This is a genomic window from Nostoc sp., assembly GCF_036919595.1.
Lineage (GTDB): Bacteria > Cyanobacteriota > Cyanobacteriia > Cyanobacteriales > Nostocaceae > Nostoc.
This window is the reverse complement of sequence record NZ_JBALCO010000081.1, coordinates 70,731-86,868: the sequence shown is the minus strand read 5'-3', so window position 1 is coordinate 86,868 and position 16,138 is coordinate 70,731. Positions and strand designations below refer to the sequence as shown.

Genomic DNA, 16,138 nt, shown 5'->3' with positions numbered 1-16,138 from the left:
TGCGTATTTTTCTGCGCCAGCGTTTTGGTATTGATGTTCTTACTTTTGAACAGCATCCTGTGGCTTAATTCACATAAGGCGTATATGTATAAAAAATGGGTGTAAATAGTTTTAATGAAGCCGTATCCACATCTTTATTTAGCGATCGCTATTATTTTTATTGTATCTTGTCAATCAACAAGTATTCCACTCAAGTCACAACCCGATGCCACTCAAGCAACCCCATCTCAAAAAATAGTGACGCCGCTGGATAAGAATTTTAAGATAGCAAGCGGTGAAACTGTTTATGTTCCTGTCTATTCTCATATCTATCATCACAATCGTCAGGAGATTTTCGAGTTAGCAGTTACGCTCAGTATTCGGAATACAGATTTGACCAATCCGATAATCATTACTTCCGTGCGTTACTATAACTCAGATGGGAAATTAGTTAAACAGTATTTGGAGCGCCCTATTCAGCTTGATGCACTAGCTTCTACAGATTTTTTTATTAATAGAAATGACACTAGTGGAGGTTTAGGCGCAAACTTTATTGTAGAGTGGGTAGCCCAAACAGATATATCCGAACCTATAGTGGAAGCAGTCATGATTGGTACTGACTTTCAGCAAGGAATTTCTTTTATTAGTCCTGGTAGAGTGATCAAAAGTAAACCTAATTCATAATCACAAAGAGTTTTTTCTCAATGTAAATACGGTTAATTCTAAATACCATTTAAATGCGTATAAATATTGAAGATTGATGATGAGAAATTAGCGAAGATTTATTAATATCACTTTGCCTCTGTCATCGTGATCTCAGTTGATTACATTTTGTAAAAAATGTAACTTTATACACTCCTAATTATACATCTCAAGCCTTGGCTAAGATACAATATCAAGCAGATAACTGTAATGGTATGTAAGTTATTGACTCACTGTGGCTTTAGCCACGGTAAGTCAAACTGTTACTCCGAACCAGGCCGAAGCGATCGTTCTCAGTTTTTTTACAGTTATTCTTCCAGAGAAAAACTCTCTGTGGCACAGCGATCGCTTCCATCACCCTGCATCAAGACTGATCGCCTGACTCATTCTCCACTGTACAATAGCTTTTAAATCTCTAGCCCTTATCCTACATAGCTTAGAGCTTTTATTAGTGCCATTCGTTTTTGTATTATTTTGATAGCGTTATTGGGCACTAACTAGCAACTTACGTTAATAATTTCTGCATCACTCATCTCATGACGGCAATCTTCATGATGTCCGTAGGCGTAGCCCACCGCAGGCATCGCCTTTAACAAGTCGTCAGTGATACGCGTAGACAGTAATTATTTCGTTTAACATATACCCCTCCTATTTTTCGCTCTGGAGGGGATTTTATTACCTAACTGACTTCTGGAGCGATCGCACTCCCGCATAACTAGCAACTTGGGTTACTATGATCCACCTGTCAATATGGTTTGAGATGCGCTAACCCTAGCTTTCTATGCCCGATGTTTCCCTTAAAGACTCGTTAAACTTGCTGTCGGGCGGACAATCAATTCGTTGACATCGACATCATCCGGCTGGGACACAGCATACAAGACGGCTCTGGCGATTGCATCTGGGGTGAGTGCAGTCTTGCGGAATTTTTGCAAAGCGTCTTTTGATGATTCGTCTGTTATATCTGAGCCGAGTTCAGTCGCAACCACACCAGGGCATAATGTGGTGACGCGGATATTTTTCGATTCCTGCCGCAGTCCTTCGGAGATAGCCCAAACCGCAAATTTTGTGGCAGAATAGACCGCGCTGTTAGATCCCACCACATGCGCGCTGATGGATGCGGTGTTGATAAACTGACCGCCGCCTTGTGCTTCCATGATCGGCAGACCCGCAGCAATGCCGTTTAACACGCCGTAGATATTCACATTGATCGTGCTATCCCACTCCTCAACTTTCAGAGCGTTCATTGGAGATAGGGGCATAACGCCTGCATTGTTAAAGATGACATCGACGCGACCAAATTTGTCTTTGGCAAAGTGGATGAATGCTTTCATATCCTCGCGATTGGTGACATCCACGGCTTTGAATTCCGCTGTGCCGCCTGCTGCGCGGATCTCGCCGACAATCTTTTCCAGCTTTTGGGTGCGCCGCGCACCTAGAACAACAGTTGCGCCATTTTGAGCTAACAGCCTGGCGCTAGCTTCACCGATGCCGCTGCTGGCTCCGGTGATCGTAATCACTTTGTTTTCTACATTCATCATCGAAATTTTTCTCTGTTTAAATTAGTTTGGATTAAAGAAACACTTCCACGCCCAAATTAACCAACTTTAAAGCCATCTCCCATCAATTGATGTAGAAGCATCAGAGACTAAACATGCGATTGCTGCAGCTTAAAGCAACACGTGTGCCCCTTTCCATTTAGCAAACTGCACGGCGAACATGCCCACCCCGCCCGATGCCGCATGAATCAGGATGGTTTGACCATGCTTGAGATCAGCATAATCAAACAGCGCTTGATAGGCAGTCATTGCCACCATCGGCACCGATGCCGCCTGCACAAAATCGAGCGTCTGCGGTCTGAGGGCGATCGCATCTTGAGGAGCCGTGGCAAACTCAGCATAAGCGCCCATATTGAGTTCGCCATACACCGCTTGACCGACTTGGAACGCTTTGACCTCGGTGCCGATCCCTTCCACAATGCCTGCAACATCCATTCCGGGCGTGTACGGCATTAGCATGGGAAAAACCTCTTTCATGTAGCCTGAGCGAATTTTCCAATCGAGCGGATTGACTCCGGCAGCCTGAACTCGAATTAGCACTTCATTGGGTTGGGGTTCAGGTTGCGCGATCGTTTCCAGTTTCAACACGTCTGAATCACCGTAGTTATGAACGCAAATTTTGCATGGTATTACTCCTAGATTTTGATGACGACTTGCCCTATAGCTTTTCAGACACTTTCTAATCTGTCTAGCTGGAAAGCGATCACTTTCCTTGTCACTTTCGGGTTGAGAAATATCAATAGTCCCCTAAATCACAAATCACTGCGGCTCAATATGTAGTCGAGGGGCTACTCCTGGATTGACCAATTCTGCCACCTCTTCTTTTGATAATTTGCTCAACTCAGCCTGTAGTTCTTCAGCCGTGAAGAGATAGCCTTATGCTTCTGCAAGGTTAACGCAGGTTTGTATATCGCCTGCAGTTTGACACTGAGCCTGTAACGCTTGATTTTGTCTAATAGCTGCAAAAAATTGGTTGATCGGTGCTTGAGCCATGTCAATTTATTTCCTTGTGAATTAATGCAGTAGCTTTATGGCATGTTGTTCGCTTCGTTGTTTTTGATGATAGGTTTGTAATACGTTTTGTTTAGCAAGTTTCTGCTCAACAAAACGTATTACGGATTAGTCTTGCTCTTCAGGAAGGTAGCTATTATGCTCAAAGCCACCTCCGCTGCGTTCAGTGTTCCGACGTTCCCCGGAAAGACGTGCGTCATTCCTTCCCATACGTGAACCGTCACATCGACTCCCTCTGCATGGGCACGCTTGGCATAGCGACGCGTGTCATCGAGAAGCACCTCACTCGTTCCGACGTGAATTTGAATCGGGGGCAGTCCAGTGAAGCTGCCGTAAAGCGGCGAGACTAGCGGATCGTTTGGATCGTGTCCGTTTAGGTAGCTGGCGCTTGCCATTGATAGCACCTCCCTCGTCAACAGGAAATCATCGTCTGCATGATCCTGGAGACTCGGTCCTGTTAAGGCTAGGTCTGTCCAGGGCGACATCACAGCAGCAGCGGAGGGAGCAACGCCGTCTAAAGCGACTGACAATAGGACGAGAGCAAGACCGCCGCCAGCTGAGTCTCCGATGATCGCGATCTTCTGTGTGCCCTGTTCGACCAATCCGCGATAAGCCGCCTTTGCATCGTCCAAGGCGGCTGGGAAGGGGTGTTCCGGTGCGAGCCTGTAGTCTGCAACGAACGCGGATGCGCTTGTGCGTGCAGCTACCTGACCAGCAAGATGCCGATATGTGTGCGCCGAACCTAGCCCATAGGCTCCTCCATGCAGATAAAGGATGGCAACATCCGGACGTGGGTTCTGCGGGTGACACCAAATGCCTGACACACCCCCGACTACACCTTGCTCGTAGATAACACCCGGCGCGTCTGGGGTTTTCTCCTGGATCTCGTCGAAGGCACCGCGAGCATCCGGTCCGCTCATCTCGTCTTTGGAGGAAGCAGCCTCCGTCCGCATCCGAGCGATGGCTTCACCATCCTTTTCGGTAAGCGGATGGCGGATCTCGACTGCATTAGTATTGTTGTGTTCAAGCTTCTCATTGTCGGACTGCATCTTTTTTCTCCATTGCTTGGTAACAATTCGTTCGGGCACCGCTTGGCAGTTTGTGGTAAGTTGCCAGTGAAGACGGGCTAACGAACCCAAGCTCACTGACAGCGACTGGCAACACAAGGGCCGACGAACAGAGAAAGGTCGATTACCAGCCTTCGTTCGCTGGAGCGTATTGTTATGCGGTGCGATTAGCCGGACTTCTTCATGAATCCTGGATACGGCGCGAGCGGCAAGATCTGGTAGTCAGCGTAATCAACCTTGATCAGTGGAAAACTATCGATCATCTTTTGCAGATGCTCCGGTGACTCCGCTTCAAAGAGAACGGCTGCGCCGCGGTTTTTCATGTCCAGAGCCCACACTTGACGGAGACCTCCCTCCGCGTAAAGGACTTGCGCTTGCGCCTGCTCTTCGAGTTCCCGTTTCTGGAAGTCAGAGGGCATTCCATCGGTCTCGAATTTCTGTTTGGGTGTGAAGATAACAAGATATTGCATATGTCACTTTTATTTAACTTACTTGCTTGATTGTGAAAACAGGACAGCAAAGGAGGCATACCGCGTGGTGAAGCAGACGCCGAAGCCTCAACGAACACGCTGTCGGCCCGAAAAAGAGAGTGTAGCCGAAAGTTCTTAGGTATTTGCGATAGTAACGGCTTGATAGAGATATTCGTTATCTCTGTAACTAGATTCCAGCAGGAGCGGTGGAGCGTAGCTTAAAGCAAACTTTTTGTTACGCTTCATTCAGAAATTGGCACAGTCCCTGTGTTGTGGAAAGCGGTAATCTGCCAGGTGTTCTCCTTGCGGGTTGTTACGGCTGTCCAGACACCTGTATTTTCTATTCGATGTACTTCATCAGGACTCTTCTGTCCAGTAGTTTCCCAAGTGGTATGTGAGACTGCCACATCCGGGGTGAGGAATTTAATTTGGGTGTCAGTAATAGTCATTTGGTTATCGCTTAAGAACGACGCCAGCGCCTGCGCGTGTGCTTGTTTCGTCTCGGTTCGCCCTTTAAACCAACGACCTATAACGTCCACGAAATCGATATCCTCGGCAAACAACGTCGCCAAGTACTCCGCATCTTTAGCGTTCCACGCCTCGGCAAACGTTGTCATCATTGCTTTGATTACCGCTTCATCCTTTGCACTGGTTTCTCTTGTAGACATACTGATTGTTCTCACTAATGAAACGACGCAGGAATAACAAGGATTATCGAAAGTTTCATTTTGAACATTTCGCTCAAACCGTCGCGGATTTTCCAGTCAACGGATTGACCCCCCTTGGCGGGGTCGTCGGTGAGGAGGGCTGGGCGAAGAATCACCCAGTCCAGACCGCTGGACTCGACAGCAGACTCCATTGCCGCTTTGTCTTTGTCCGCGCCGCGCAAAAAGGTCGAAACAAGTAAGCGCTCATAAAAGGGGGTATTCGCCTCACTATCCCCTTCGCCAATCATGGAAGTTACCACCAGACGACGCACCCCGTTTCGCTGCATGGCAGCAATGATGGTGTTGGCGGCACTGGATTCGAGCGTCGTTTCCTTGTAAGGTGTTTTGCCGCCGATCGTGTCAAGCACCGCGTCTTGACCGAGAACTGCTGCGTCCATTGTGGCACTGTCGGTGGCGTCCCCTTCGATGACGCGAACATCCGAGACTTCGTATTCATCAGCTTTATGAACGAAGGCCGTGACCTGGTGGCCACCGACTATAGCCTGCTTGACTACAGTTCTACCGGTCTTGCCGGCGGCTCCTATGACTAAGACTTTCATATTTTAATTTTCCTATGTAACGCTTAGTAGGTTTTCATCTCACAGAAATGCGGACTTGATCAGGACTTCTGTGCGAATGCAGGATCTGGGGCGAGAGGGAAGACCTGGGTGTTAGAGTAGCCAACCTTGATCAGTGGAAAGCTGTCGATTATCTCTTGCATGTGCTTCGGTGACTCCGCTTCAAAAAGAACGGCCGCGCCATGATCCCTCTTGCCCAGCACCCATGATTGGCGGAGAAGTCCCTCCATGTAGAGATCTTTCGCTCGCGCCTCTTCCTCGAGTAACAATTGCGGGAAGTTAGAAGGCATTTCATCGCTTCCGAATTTCTGTTTAGGCGTGAAGATAACAAGATATTGCATATGACACCTCTATTTAGCTTGCTTAGAGATTCTGATCAAATCGGAGGTTCAAAGGGTGTTTTTCAAACGAGCTTTCATTTTGGTAGCGATTGAGTGTGCGCTGGGATGCTCAAAACAATGTGAACCCACCGTAGTATTTTTCGTTCAAGGCTTGATTTCACAAAGTACGATTGCTTCGATTTAAAGTTTCTTCTGTATTTAACATCTCCCAGTATGATTAATCAACTTATATAGATAAAGGTAGTTTTTTTGAATTGATTGTTTGTAATATTGAACAATGGCAGAGTGCAGATACTCTCATCGCAGTTAGTGCAGGTTATGAACGATTTGAATGCTGTTTTAGTATTTCTCAAAGTCGCAGAACACGGTGGATTTGTCGCAGCCGCGCGATCGCTAGACTTACCTAAATCTACCGTCAGTCTGAAGGTCAATAAGCTAGAGCAACGGCTAGGAGTCCGATTATTTCATCGCACGACGCGGCGGGTTTCTCTTACTGAAGAAGGACGACTGTATTACAAAAACTGTTTACCTATTCTCGATGCGTTACATGACGGTGATGATGCGATCGCGAGCCTCCAGGGGCATCCGCAAGGCACTGTGCGAGTGACAGCTACCCCGTTGTTTGTGCAGTCTTTTCTCGCACCCAATTTGCCGGAGTTTCTGCTGACCTATCCTGATATTCGAGTGATTCTCAATGCGACGACTGAATACAAGGATATTGTGAAGGAAGGGTATGATCTAGCGATTCGGATTGGGGAATTGGACGATTCAACCCTGATCATGCGACGGATTAGCACAGGTCGTCAGAAACTCTTTGCCAGCGCAACCTATCTCAAAACTGCTGGCGAACAAAGAGTAATTGCTGATTTAACCAGTCATACGCTGCTTTGTATGGCTCATGATCAGAACGAAGTGACCTGGACATTGGATAATAAACAGTACGAAACAGTAACGCTCTCCTTTCATCCACGACTACTCAGCAATGACGTTACTCCCATTTATCAAGCAATCATTGCTGGAGTAGGGATTGGGCTGCTACCGGAATTTCTGTTTCAGCAGGAGTTACAGGGTGGGGATATAGTAAACGTCTTACCCCAGTGGTCATCAGCTCCGGTCCCGATTAACGCACTTTACCCCAGTCGAAAATATGTCCCCATGAAAGTCAAAGTCTTTCTAGAATTCCTTGAGCAAAAGATGCGCTAAAACTTAACGTCAGTTCGGGTTAATGTTCAGGCGCTTAACCCACAGAGTTTTGGGTTTGAGGGGCGCTCCTATATATAGGTGCATATTATGCTGTAGTATCGAGTGGCAGTACTGCTATTGATATCAGAGAGTTTATGTATTGAACTAAACCTCTAGCAAAATAGCCTCCTTCAATGTAATATCTCTCACATACACTTGTCGGAATGGAGTTAACAGTGTCATAAAGAAAAGGTGAAGGTTAACCTGTAGGGTATAACTTACCTTAGAGTTGCTTGCACCTTCTAGCTTCGATGGATCACACTCATGACTGAACTCACGCTACGCCTACAAGAGGAAGATACCGAGACAACGATCGCAGTTGATCAAGATGTATTCACAATTGGTCGTTTGCCGGAATGTAACTTATACTTACCTTTTGCTGGAGTATCCCGCAACCATGCTCGCCTTGTGAAAACGGCTGACAGTATGTGGACTATTGAGGATCTAGGTAGTAAAAACGGGACGCAAGTCAATAAATATGTTATTAGCTATCCCCAAGAATTACATCACGGCGATGTCGTTTGGCTAGGCAATGTTAGCTTGGTAGTACTGCTTACAAGCGCTGTTTCCCAATCGACACCTGAGTATCCCGGAACTTCAGATATTAATGAGCAAAGAACAATCCTTCACAATGTCGAACAATTACAACAACAATGGATTGCAGCTGATAGTAAAGATGGCAACATCAATAATAAGGATAAAACCATTGCCCGTCTCAAAGACTTAGTGGATATAGCTAAAAATCTCTCAGCGGCTGCGTCTATAGAAGAGATTTTTTCCCAGGTGCAGCAAGTGGTTTTTCGTTACCTCAATAGTATCGAGCGCTTGGCATTATTAATTGATGTTAATGGTTGCGGTCAATTAGAGTTAGTGAATGCTGCCACTAGAAACGTTTCCCAACAAAAACATCTCCCCTCAGATGGAAGTTGGATTAGTCGGAGTATCTGTCAAAAGGTATTTGACGAAAAAGTTGTGATTCAAACCGCCGATACCCATGAGGATGAACGGTTTGCTAGTGAACAGAGTATTTTGGTCAAAGGTATTCGTAGCGCGATGGCGGTGCCTTTATGGGATGAAAATAAAGTTGTGGGCGTATTGTATGCCGATGCCAATCTTTCTTCTTATCATTGGGCAAATGAAGGCGAGGAAGAACTCAGCTTTTTTTCGGCTTTAGCAAACCTTGTGGCTTCTAGCGTGCAGCGTTGGCTGTTGGTAGAGAAACTCAAAACTGAAGAGATGATTCGTCACCGACTAGAACGCTATCATTCTCCAGCAGTCGTACAGCAGTTGATATCTGTAGGCGGATTACCGGGTGGTCGTTTAGCTCCCGCCGAGAGCGAAATCAGTATTGTGTTTGCAGATTTGGTTGGCTTTACGGCAATTTCTGAAAGGTTAACACCAACTGCGATCGCTCAACTATTAAACAATTTATTTGAAGAGATGCTAAAAGAAGTGTTTACTTACGGTGGCACTTTAGATAAGTATATTGGCGATTGTATTATGGCATTTTTTGGCGCTCCAGAACCGCAACCAGATCACGCTGATCGCGCAACCGCAGCTGCTAAGGGAATGCTCACTCGTCTCGAACATCTCAATGCTAATGGATTTTGGCAGGAACCCCTACAATTACGTATTGCTATTAACAGCGGTAAGGCTGTCGTGGGAGATGTTGGTAGTTCTCAAAGGGTAGATTATACGGCATTAGGCGCGACGATTAATCTTGCGGCTCGCATGGAAGCAGTTTGTCCTCCTAGTGAGTGCGTGATTAGTGAAGTCACCTATAAAATGCTTTCACAACCCTTTGATTTCCAAGAAATGGGAGATTATCGTTTCAAAGGTATTGAGCGATTAGTGAAGATTTATCAGACAAATTTGCACCAAATGCCAACAATTATTAGTCCAATCATTAATTTTTAGTGATGGTGCATTGAAAAACAACTAACTAATGACTAATGAAAATTGTCAATTTATCAATATAAATACATAGTTAAATTGTATATTTTATTTCAAAAATAATTGTAAAATTGTAATATTAAGCAACAAATTATAGGCTTAAAGACTAAAATTTGGGTGGTAGCTTCCAACATTAATATGTGTAACACTAGGAAGCCTACCTCAAGCTGTTTTTAACGGGAGATCAGGTAATGGCTATCGTCACCATTAATCCCGCCACTGGGGAGACGCTTAAAACCTTTGAGGCGCTCAACGATGCAGAGATTGCTGCTAAACTCGATTTGGCTAATCAGTCTTTTGAAAAGTATCGTCAGACTAGTTTTTTGACGCGATCGCACGCTCTTCAAAAGGCTGCTGATATTTTAGAGCAAGACAAAGCAGAATTTGCTAAGTTGATGACTCTGGAAATGGGTAAGCCATTTAAAGCTGCGCTCGCGGAAGTCGAAAAATGCGCCGTCGTCTGTCGCTACTATGCTGAACACGCCCCTAGTTTTTTGGCTGATGTCAATGTAAAAACTGATGCCAGCCAGAGTTTTGTACGTTATCAACCAATGGGTGCAATTCTCGCGGTGATGCCGTGGAATTTCCCCTTCTGGCAAGTATTCCGCTTTGCTGCACCAGCATTGATGGCGGGAAATGTTGGCTTACTCAAACATGCTTCCAATGTGCCGCAGTGCGCCTTGGCAATTGAGGATATTATCCGACGAGCAGGTTTTCCTGAAGGTGCTTTTCAAACTCTATTAATAGGCGCTGCAAAAGTCGCCGATTTGATGGCTGATGACCGGGTAAAAGCTGCTACCTTGACAGGAAGCGAACCAGCAGGTATATCCCTCGCCGTCGCCGCCGGTAAACAAATTAAAAAAACTGTTTTGGAATTGGGAGGAAGTGACCCGTTTATTGTGTTAGAAAGTGCTGACTTAGAGACAGCAGTTGTCACAGCAACTACAGCGCGGATGTTAAATAACGGGCAATCATGTATTGCAGCAAAACGTTTTATTGTCGCAGAAGCGATCGCAGACAAATTTGAAAAATTGCTTTTAGAAAAATTTGAGACGCTGAAAGTAGGCGATCCCATGCAACCAGATACCGATTTAGGCCCACTGGCAACTCCTGGTATTCTCCAGGATTTAGATCAACAAGTGCAAAATGCTATTAGCAGCGGTGCTAAAGTCCTCACCGGTGGATATCCATTATCAGATCGTCCAGGGAACTTTTATCCGCCAACGATTATCATAGATATCCCGCCTGACACACCAATTGCAAAAGAAGAATTTTTTGGCCCGGTAGCCTTGTTATTCCGGGTTCCAGATATCGATGCTGCCATTAAACTCGCTAATAACACTCCCTTTGGCTTAGGTGCAAGTGCTTGGACAACCAACGACCAAGAATGCGATCGCTTGGTTGAGGAAATCGAAGCAGGTGCCGTGTTTATCAACAGTATGGTCAAATCTGATCCCCGGTTGCCTTTTGGCGGCATTAAGCGTTCTGGATATGGCAGAGAATTGAGTATCCAGGGTATACATGAGTTTGTCAATGTTAAAACCGTTTGGGTGAAGTGATTAGTCATTAGTCATTAGTCATTGGTTATTGGTTATTGGTCATTAGTTATTGGTCAAAGGACAAATGACTAATGACAAAAAACAAATGACTAAAGTCTTATTCGTTGCTAGTTAGGAAATCAAATGAATACAGCAGAATTATTGGTGCAGTGCCTAGAAAATGAAGGAGTGCAATATATTTTTGGACTCCCTGGCGAAGAAAACCTGCACGTTTTGGAAGCACTCAAACATTCTTCCATTAAATTTATTACGACTCGTCATGAACAGGGTGCAGCATTCATGGCCGATGTCTACGGACGCTTAACAGGAAAAGCCGGAGTGTGTCTTTCTACTCTTGGGCCTGGGGCAACCAACTTGATGACCGGGGTAGCAGATGCTAACCTCGATGGTGCGCCCTTAGTGGCGATTACCGGTCAAGTGGGAACAGATCGAATGCATATTGAATCCCATCAATATTTAGATTTGGTGGCAATGTTTGCACCTGTTACCAAGTGGAATAAGCAGATTGTGCGACCGAGTATTACACCAGAAGTAGTCCGGAAAGCATTTAAGCGATCGCAATCTGAAAAACCTGGTGCAGTTCACATCGATTTGCCAGAAAATATTGCTGCCATGCCCGTGGAAGGCAAACCTTTGCGTAAGGATAATAGTGAAAAAAGCTATGCATCTTTTGCTAGCATTCGGGCAGCAGCAGCTGCAATTTGCCAAGCAGTTAATCCATTAATCTTAGTAGGAAATGGGGCAATTCGCGCTCATGCAAGTGATGCAGTCACACAATTTGCTACATTGCTGAATATACCTGTTGCCAATACTTTTATGGGTAAAGGGGTGATTCCCTACACACATCAATTAGCTTTGTGGTCAGTGGGATTACAGCAAAGAGATTTTATTACCTGTGCCTTTGATAACACAGATTTAGTAATTGCGATCGGCTACGATTTGATCGAGTTTTCCCCAAAGAAATGGAATCGGAATGGTGAAATTCCCATTGTGCATATTGGGGTAAGTTCGGCAGAGATTGATAGTAGTTATATTCCCAACGCCGAAGTCGTGGGAGATATTTCAGATTCCCTGTATGAAATTTTAAAATTAGCAGACAGACAAGGTAAACCTGATCCCTTTGCCATCAGCTTAAGATCAGATATTCGGGCTGATTACGAACAGTATGCCCATGATGACGGATTTCCCATTAAGCCGCAAAAGTTAATTTATGACTTGCGGCAAGTGATGGGTCCAGATGATATCGTTATCTCTGATGTTGGCGCACATAAGATGTGGATGGCCCGTCATTATCATTGCCATAGCCCCAATACTTGCATAATTTCCAACGGCTTCGCGGCTATGGGTATTGCCATTCCTGGTGCTTTAGCAGCAAAACTCGTTCATCCTAAGCGCAAAGTCGTTGCTGTAACAGGCGATGGCGGCTTTATGATGAACTCTCAGGAATTAGAAACAGCCTTGCGTGTCGGTACGCCCTTTGTCACCATAATTTTTAATGATGGAGGCTATGGGTTAATTGAGTGGAAGCAAGAAAATCAATTTGGCAAAGGAAACTCATCTTTTGTGCATTTTAGCAATCCTGATTTTGTCAAATTAGCCGAAAGCATGGGTTTAAAAGGTTACCGAGTTGAATCATCTTTAGATTTGATTCCCACCCTCAAAGAAGCCCTCGCTCAAGATGTACCCGCCGTGATAGATTGTCCCGTAGACTATCGAGAGAATCATCGCTTTAGCCAAAAAGCCGGCGAGTTGAGTTGTGCGGTGTAAAAAGTAGAGACGCGATTAATCGCGTCTTTACAAGAGTGATTTATTGCGTCTCTATAAAAGTTAAGAGTTAGGAGTTAGGAGTTATTTATTCCTAACTCCTTATTAATTTCTACTCCTTTAGTATTTTGGTAGGGTGCGTTACGCCAAAGACTAAGGCACCGCTTTACTTCACTTTATTTATAGATATATTTCTTCTCCTCCTTTGCGTCCTTTGCGTCCTTTGCGGTTCATTAAAAAAACCACGAGTCTTTGATACTCGTTGACAGAGTTCAAAGACTCGTTGACGGAGTTCAAAGACTCGTTGACGGAGTTCAAAGACTCGTTCACGAGTATCAAAGACTCATTCACGAGTATCAAAGACTCGCTCACGAGTATCAAAGACTCGTTCACGAATATCAAAGACTCGTTTACAACAAATTAGAAGTTATTGATTCTAACTCATCACTGATTTTTACTCTTATTTAATCGTCTTCTGGTTGGAATTTGTGCTTTCCTGCTTTTGGGCAATATTTTCTACTGCTTCGCATTGCCTTTTGTCAATATCTGACTTAATGATCAGTCCCTTAGTATTGAGTGCTATTTCCACTCGGTATTGACCATTCGCCATCTGAATAGCAGCGTAGGTTACTGTACCAAACATCATTACACCACAAAGTGATAAGGTAATTTGTAAAACTCTCAATTCTAGTTTCATTTTTAAAACCTTGAACTTCTTACATTCTTATTACAACTTGCTGCTAGCTGGGAACAGAGTTGAGAAATAGTCACCGATTAGACGAGTTGTAGTTGATTATCGGTTAAGTTTAGGATGACTATAATTTCTAGAGTGCAAGACGTTATCGCTCAACAGCAAGGCTATTTAGCTAGTATAAAAATCTGATATACTCGCAGCAGTTTATCAATGAGGAATGATGGCGCGATCGCTCCGAGTAGCCCTAGAGTATATTGAAAAAGTTAAATCAGCACGTCAGCGTAACGGCTATCCTAGCTTGCAAAAGTTCTCTGAGGACATACAACCTTCACTGTCCACTGTCAAAAACTTCTTCGCTGGCATAGCAATTGACTATGAGTATTTTCGAGAAATTTGTGAGAAATTAGGACTAGAGTGGCAAGACATTGCATACAAAGAACCAGAAACTCAACCAAATAAACCTCAGCCAACTAACGGGGAAGCATCACCCTTCATCACAGGCGCACCCATCACCCAGCCGCGTTACTTTTTTGGACGAGAGAAAGAATTAAAACGCCTCTTCAACTTACTCAAACGCCATCCCCTACAAAACGCCGCCATTATCGGTAAAAAGCGTAGCGGTAAAACATCCCTGTTGCACTACCTCAAAAATATCACCACCACCTCAGCAGAACAGCTGCGTCCTGAGCAAAAATTTGACTGGCTACCGCATCCAGAAAATTACTGTTGGATTTTTGTAGACTTGCAAGACGCACGAATGCAAAGCCGAGAAGGACTGCTAAAGTACATCCTAGAATCTCTGAAGATGCAAGTGCCGACACCTTGCGATTTAGATCATTTCATGAATGTAGTCAGCGATAATTTGCATTCTCCCACAGTCATCTTATTAGATAAGATTAGTGTTGGCTTGCAACGCTGTCCAGAATTAGATGATGGCTTTTGGGAGAGTTTGCGGTCTTTGGCGACTAACCATACAGCGGGGAATCTAGCATTTGTCTTGGCTACCCCTGAATCACCGATTGAAATGGCGCACAACACAGGACACAGTTCACCCTTTTTCAATATTTTCGGCTACACCGCATATCTGGAAGCATTGGCCGAGACAGAAGCGCGGGAATTGATAGCGAGTTCGCCGATTGCTTTTACTGATGAAGATGTAGAGTGGATTTTGACAGAAAGTCGCTGCTGGCCACTGTTGTTGCAAATTCTGTGTGGAGAAAGATTATTTAACTTAGAAGAAGGGGAAAATAATGATAACTGGCGCGAGGAAGGATTACGACAAATGAAATCATTTACTCATTTATTAGATTCATAATTAGCAGAGGAACTATGAAAGCACACCGAATTGAAACAAAGTTAACTAAAAATGGAATCTTGATTCTTGAAGATTTACCGTTTCAGGCTGGTGAAGCCGTTGAAATTATTATTCTAGAAAGTCACACTCATCCCCAAGAAGCGAATTTGTATCCTTTGCGTGGAAAACAGCCTTACCATTATGACGATCCTTTTGAACCTGCTGTGCCTCTGGAAGATTGGGAAGTCTTGCAATGAGAAATCTAAATTGTCATTGCGAGGAGGAACGACGAAGCAATCGCAAGGTTTTGGGATTGCTTCTCTACAGACGCTTCGCGAACACTTCGTACCCTACGGGTTCTCCAAAGAACTACGCAAAGACAAGTCTTCGAGGACATGATTGTTATTTATAATTTTGCACTGACAAATATAACAAACATTTGCTATGACTGATTTCTTATCCAAAACAAGGATTTAAAATGAGCCAGCAATATTATCTATATATAATGACGAATAACTATAATACTGTGCTATATACAGGAGTTACAAACAATTTACAAAGGAGAGTTTATGAACACAAAGAGAAAATAATAGAAGGATTTACTAAGAAATACAACATTACTAAATTAGTTTCTTATGAAGTCTTTGAAGATGCTTATACAGCCATTAGTAGAGAAAAACAGATTAAAGCAGGTTCCAGACAAAAGAAAATTGATTTAGTCAATAACATCAATCAAGAATGGAAAGATTTATATAATGAGTTGTAAATCTTGCTGGTATCATTGCGATCGCACCAAGGAAAAGCACAGCAATCCCAGCCTTTGCGATTGCTACCCTTCGGGAACGCCAAGGGCGAACATTCCGCTAGCGCTGCATTCGCAATGACAACAGAGTATGTCATTGCGTTCGCGTAGCCTCTCGTAGAGAGGAGGAACGACGTTCGCGCAGCGTGTCGCAGACAAGCAATCCCAGCCTTTGTGATTTGATTGCGATCGCACTAAGGTAAAGCACATTAATCTTAGCTTTTGCGATTTGATTGCGATCGCACCAAAGCAAAGCTCAGTAATCCTAGCCTTTGCGATTGCTTCATTCCGCTGGCGCTGCATTCGCAATGACATATTAACAAATAGTTTGTCATTGCGATCGCACCAAGGTAAAGCTTACTAATCCTAGCCTTTGCGATTGCTTCATTCCGCTAACGCTGCATTCGCAATGACATAGA

The 16,138-nt window shown here is 44.4% G+C and carries 20 protein-coding genes; 9 read left to right on the top strand and 11 right to left on the bottom strand.

Annotated elements, in window-relative coordinates:
* Window positions 1-114: 114 nt before the first annotated feature.
* Together V7K21_RS12025 and V7K21_RS12020 are read left to right on the top strand one after the other, a co-directional pair.
* Entirely contained in the window at window positions 115-663 is a 549-nt protein-coding gene (locus V7K21_RS12025) for a DUF3124 domain-containing protein (protein WP_335174460.1), read from the top strand.
* 253 nt (window positions 664-916) lie between these two features.
* Window positions 917-1,063, top strand: a complete 147-nt coding sequence (locus V7K21_RS12020) for a hypothetical protein (RefSeq protein ID WP_335174458.1) — start codon at window positions 917-919, stop codon at window positions 1,061-1,063.
* A 415-nt stretch (window positions 1,064-1,478) separates the two neighbouring features.
* Here the strand turns inward: V7K21_RS12020 and V7K21_RS12015 are convergent, their stop codons facing one another.
* From V7K21_RS12015 to V7K21_RS11980, 8 genes are all read right to left on the bottom strand, one after another.
* Entirely contained in the window at window positions 1,479-2,219 is a 741-nt protein-coding gene (locus V7K21_RS12015; protein ID WP_335174456.1) for an SDR family oxidoreductase, read from the bottom strand.
* Between the two features lie 129 nt (window positions 2,220-2,348).
* Complete coding sequence (locus V7K21_RS12010; RefSeq protein ID WP_335174455.1) at window positions 2,349-2,825, bottom strand: NADP-dependent oxidoreductase; 477 nt, start codon at window positions 2,823-2,825, stop codon at window positions 2,349-2,351.
* A 288-nt stretch (window positions 2,826-3,113) separates the two neighbouring features.
* The gene (locus V7K21_RS12005) at window positions 3,114-3,230 is read right to left on the bottom strand and encodes a Nif11 family protein (protein ID WP_335174454.1); all 117 of its coding nucleotides are present in this window, start codon (window positions 3,228-3,230) and stop codon (window positions 3,114-3,116) included.
* Between the two features lie 119 nt (window positions 3,231-3,349).
* Complete coding sequence (locus tag V7K21_RS12000; protein ID WP_335174452.1) at window positions 3,350-4,336, bottom strand: alpha/beta hydrolase; 987 nt, start codon at window positions 4,334-4,336, stop codon at window positions 3,350-3,352.
* Between the two features lie 146 nt (window positions 4,337-4,482).
* Entirely contained in the window at window positions 4,483-4,785 is a 303-nt protein-coding gene (locus tag V7K21_RS11995) for a muconolactone Delta-isomerase family protein (RefSeq protein ID WP_335174450.1), read from the bottom strand.
* 242 nt (window positions 4,786-5,027) lie between these two features.
* Window positions 5,028-5,453: an SgcJ/EcaC family oxidoreductase gene (locus tag V7K21_RS11990; RefSeq protein WP_335174448.1), complete on the bottom strand. Its 426-nt coding sequence runs from the start codon at window positions 5,451-5,453 to the stop codon at window positions 5,028-5,030.
* Between the two features lie 14 nt (window positions 5,454-5,467).
* On the bottom strand, window positions 5,468-6,052 hold the full coding sequence (locus V7K21_RS11985) for an NAD(P)-dependent oxidoreductase (protein ID WP_335174446.1): 585 nt from the start codon (window positions 6,050-6,052) through the stop codon (window positions 5,468-5,470).
* 59 nt (window positions 6,053-6,111) lie between these two features.
* Window positions 6,112-6,411, bottom strand: a complete 300-nt coding sequence (locus tag V7K21_RS11980; RefSeq protein WP_335174444.1) for a muconolactone Delta-isomerase family protein — start codon at window positions 6,409-6,411, stop codon at window positions 6,112-6,114.
* Between the two features lie 318 nt (window positions 6,412-6,729).
* On the opposite strand from V7K21_RS11980, the gene V7K21_RS11975 reads away from it, so the two are divergent.
* The 4 genes from V7K21_RS11975 to V7K21_RS11960 all read left to right on the top strand — a co-directional run bounded on the left by V7K21_RS11975 (window position 6,730) and on the right by V7K21_RS11960 (window position 12,932).
* Window positions 6,730-7,614, top strand: coding sequence for a LysR family transcriptional regulator (locus V7K21_RS11975; RefSeq protein ID WP_335174442.1), 885 nt, complete (start codon window positions 6,730-6,732; stop codon window positions 7,612-7,614).
* Between the two features lie 303 nt (window positions 7,615-7,917).
* On the top strand, window positions 7,918-9,570 hold the full coding sequence (locus V7K21_RS11970; RefSeq protein WP_335174440.1) for an adenylate/guanylate cyclase domain-containing protein: 1,653 nt from the start codon (window positions 7,918-7,920) through the stop codon (window positions 9,568-9,570).
* Window positions 9,571-9,797: 227 nt separating this feature from the next.
* A complete protein-coding gene (locus V7K21_RS11965; RefSeq protein ID WP_335174438.1) occupies window positions 9,798-11,165 on the top strand; it encodes an NAD-dependent succinate-semialdehyde dehydrogenase in 1,368 nt (455 codons plus the stop codon).
* Window positions 11,166-11,288: 123 nt separating this feature from the next.
* Entirely contained in the window at window positions 11,289-12,932 is a 1,644-nt protein-coding gene (locus V7K21_RS11960) for an acetolactate synthase large subunit (RefSeq protein WP_335174436.1), read from the top strand.
* A gap of 177 nt (window positions 12,933-13,109) precedes the next feature.
* Here the strand turns inward: V7K21_RS11960 and V7K21_RS11955 are convergent, their stop codons facing one another.
* Together V7K21_RS11955 and V7K21_RS11950 are read right to left on the bottom strand one after the other, a co-directional pair.
* Window positions 13,110-13,322: a hypothetical protein gene (locus tag V7K21_RS11955; RefSeq protein WP_335174434.1), complete on the bottom strand. Its 213-nt coding sequence runs from the start codon at window positions 13,320-13,322 to the stop codon at window positions 13,110-13,112.
* Between the two features lie 67 nt (window positions 13,323-13,389).
* Window positions 13,390-13,626: a hypothetical protein gene (locus tag V7K21_RS11950; protein ID WP_335174432.1), complete on the bottom strand. Its 237-nt coding sequence runs from the start codon at window positions 13,624-13,626 to the stop codon at window positions 13,390-13,392.
* Between the two features lie 214 nt (window positions 13,627-13,840).
* Here V7K21_RS11950 and V7K21_RS11945 point away from each other — a divergent pair, with 214 nt between their 5' ends.
* The 3 genes from V7K21_RS11945 to V7K21_RS11935 all read left to right on the top strand — a co-directional run bounded on the left by V7K21_RS11945 (window position 13,841) and on the right by V7K21_RS11935 (window position 15,683).
* Window positions 13,841-14,938, top strand: a complete 1,098-nt coding sequence (locus V7K21_RS11945) for an ATP-binding protein (RefSeq protein ID WP_335174430.1) — start codon at window positions 13,841-13,843, stop codon at window positions 14,936-14,938.
* A gap of 14 nt (window positions 14,939-14,952) precedes the next feature.
* A complete protein-coding gene (locus V7K21_RS11940) occupies window positions 14,953-15,174 on the top strand; it encodes a hypothetical protein (RefSeq protein WP_335174428.1) in 222 nt (73 codons plus the stop codon).
* Between the two features lie 221 nt (window positions 15,175-15,395).
* Complete coding sequence (locus V7K21_RS11935; protein WP_335174426.1) at window positions 15,396-15,683, top strand: GIY-YIG nuclease family protein; 288 nt, start codon at window positions 15,396-15,398, stop codon at window positions 15,681-15,683.
* 63 nt (window positions 15,684-15,746) lie between these two features.
* On the opposite strand, the gene V7K21_RS11930 is transcribed toward V7K21_RS11935, so the two are convergent.
* Window positions 15,747-16,034: a hypothetical protein gene (locus V7K21_RS11930; protein WP_335174424.1), complete on the bottom strand. Its 288-nt coding sequence runs from the start codon at window positions 16,032-16,034 to the stop codon at window positions 15,747-15,749.
* Window positions 16,035-16,138 lie beyond the last annotated feature (104 nt).

Excerpts from the sequence above, each read along its gene's own strand:
- V7K21_RS11995 (WP_335174450.1), bottom strand. The coding sequence starts at position 4,785 with ATGCAATATCTTGTTATCTTCACACCCAAACAGAAATTCGAGACCGAT.
- V7K21_RS11950 (WP_335174432.1), bottom strand. The coding sequence starts at position 13,626 with ATGAAACTAGAATTGAGAGTTTTACAAATTACCTTATCACTTTGTGGT.
- V7K21_RS12015 (WP_335174456.1), bottom strand. The coding sequence starts at position 2,219 with ATGATGAATGTAGAAAACAAAGTGATTACGATCACCGGAGCCAGCAGC.
- V7K21_RS11960 (WP_335174436.1), top strand. The coding sequence starts at position 11,289 with ATGAATACAGCAGAATTATTGGTGCAGTGCCTAGAAAATGAAGGAGTG.
- V7K21_RS11985 (WP_335174446.1), bottom strand. The coding sequence starts at position 6,052 with ATGAAAGTCTTAGTCATAGGAGCCGCCGGCAAGACCGGTAGAACTGTA.
- V7K21_RS11940 (WP_335174428.1), top strand. The coding sequence starts at position 14,953 with ATGAAAGCACACCGAATTGAAACAAAGTTAACTAAAAATGGAATCTTG.
- V7K21_RS12025 (WP_335174460.1), top strand. The coding sequence starts at position 115 with ATGAAGCCGTATCCACATCTTTATTTAGCGATCGCTATTATTTTTATT.
- V7K21_RS11980 (WP_335174444.1), bottom strand. The coding sequence starts at position 6,411 with ATGCAATATCTTGTTATCTTCACGCCTAAACAGAAATTCGGAAGCGAT.
- V7K21_RS12005 (WP_335174454.1), bottom strand. The coding sequence starts at position 3,230 with ATGGCTCAAGCACCGATCAACCAATTTTTTGCAGCTATTAGACAAAAT.
- V7K21_RS11930 (WP_335174424.1), bottom strand. The coding sequence starts at position 16,034 with ATGTCATTGCGAATGCAGCGCCAGCGGAATGAAGCAATCGCAAAGGCT.
- V7K21_RS11935 (WP_335174426.1), top strand. The coding sequence starts at position 15,396 with ATGAGCCAGCAATATTATCTATATATAATGACGAATAACTATAATACT.
- V7K21_RS11965 (WP_335174438.1), top strand. The coding sequence starts at position 9,798 with ATGGCTATCGTCACCATTAATCCCGCCACTGGGGAGACGCTTAAAACC.
- V7K21_RS11970 (WP_335174440.1), top strand. The coding sequence starts at position 7,918 with ATGACTGAACTCACGCTACGCCTACAAGAGGAAGATACCGAGACAACG.
- V7K21_RS11975 (WP_335174442.1), top strand. The coding sequence starts at position 6,730 with ATGAACGATTTGAATGCTGTTTTAGTATTTCTCAAAGTCGCAGAACAC.
- V7K21_RS11945 (WP_335174430.1), top strand. The coding sequence starts at position 13,841 with ATGATGGCGCGATCGCTCCGAGTAGCCCTAGAGTATATTGAAAAAGTT.
- V7K21_RS11990 (WP_335174448.1), bottom strand. The coding sequence starts at position 5,453 with ATGTCTACAAGAGAAACCAGTGCAAAGGATGAAGCGGTAATCAAAGCA.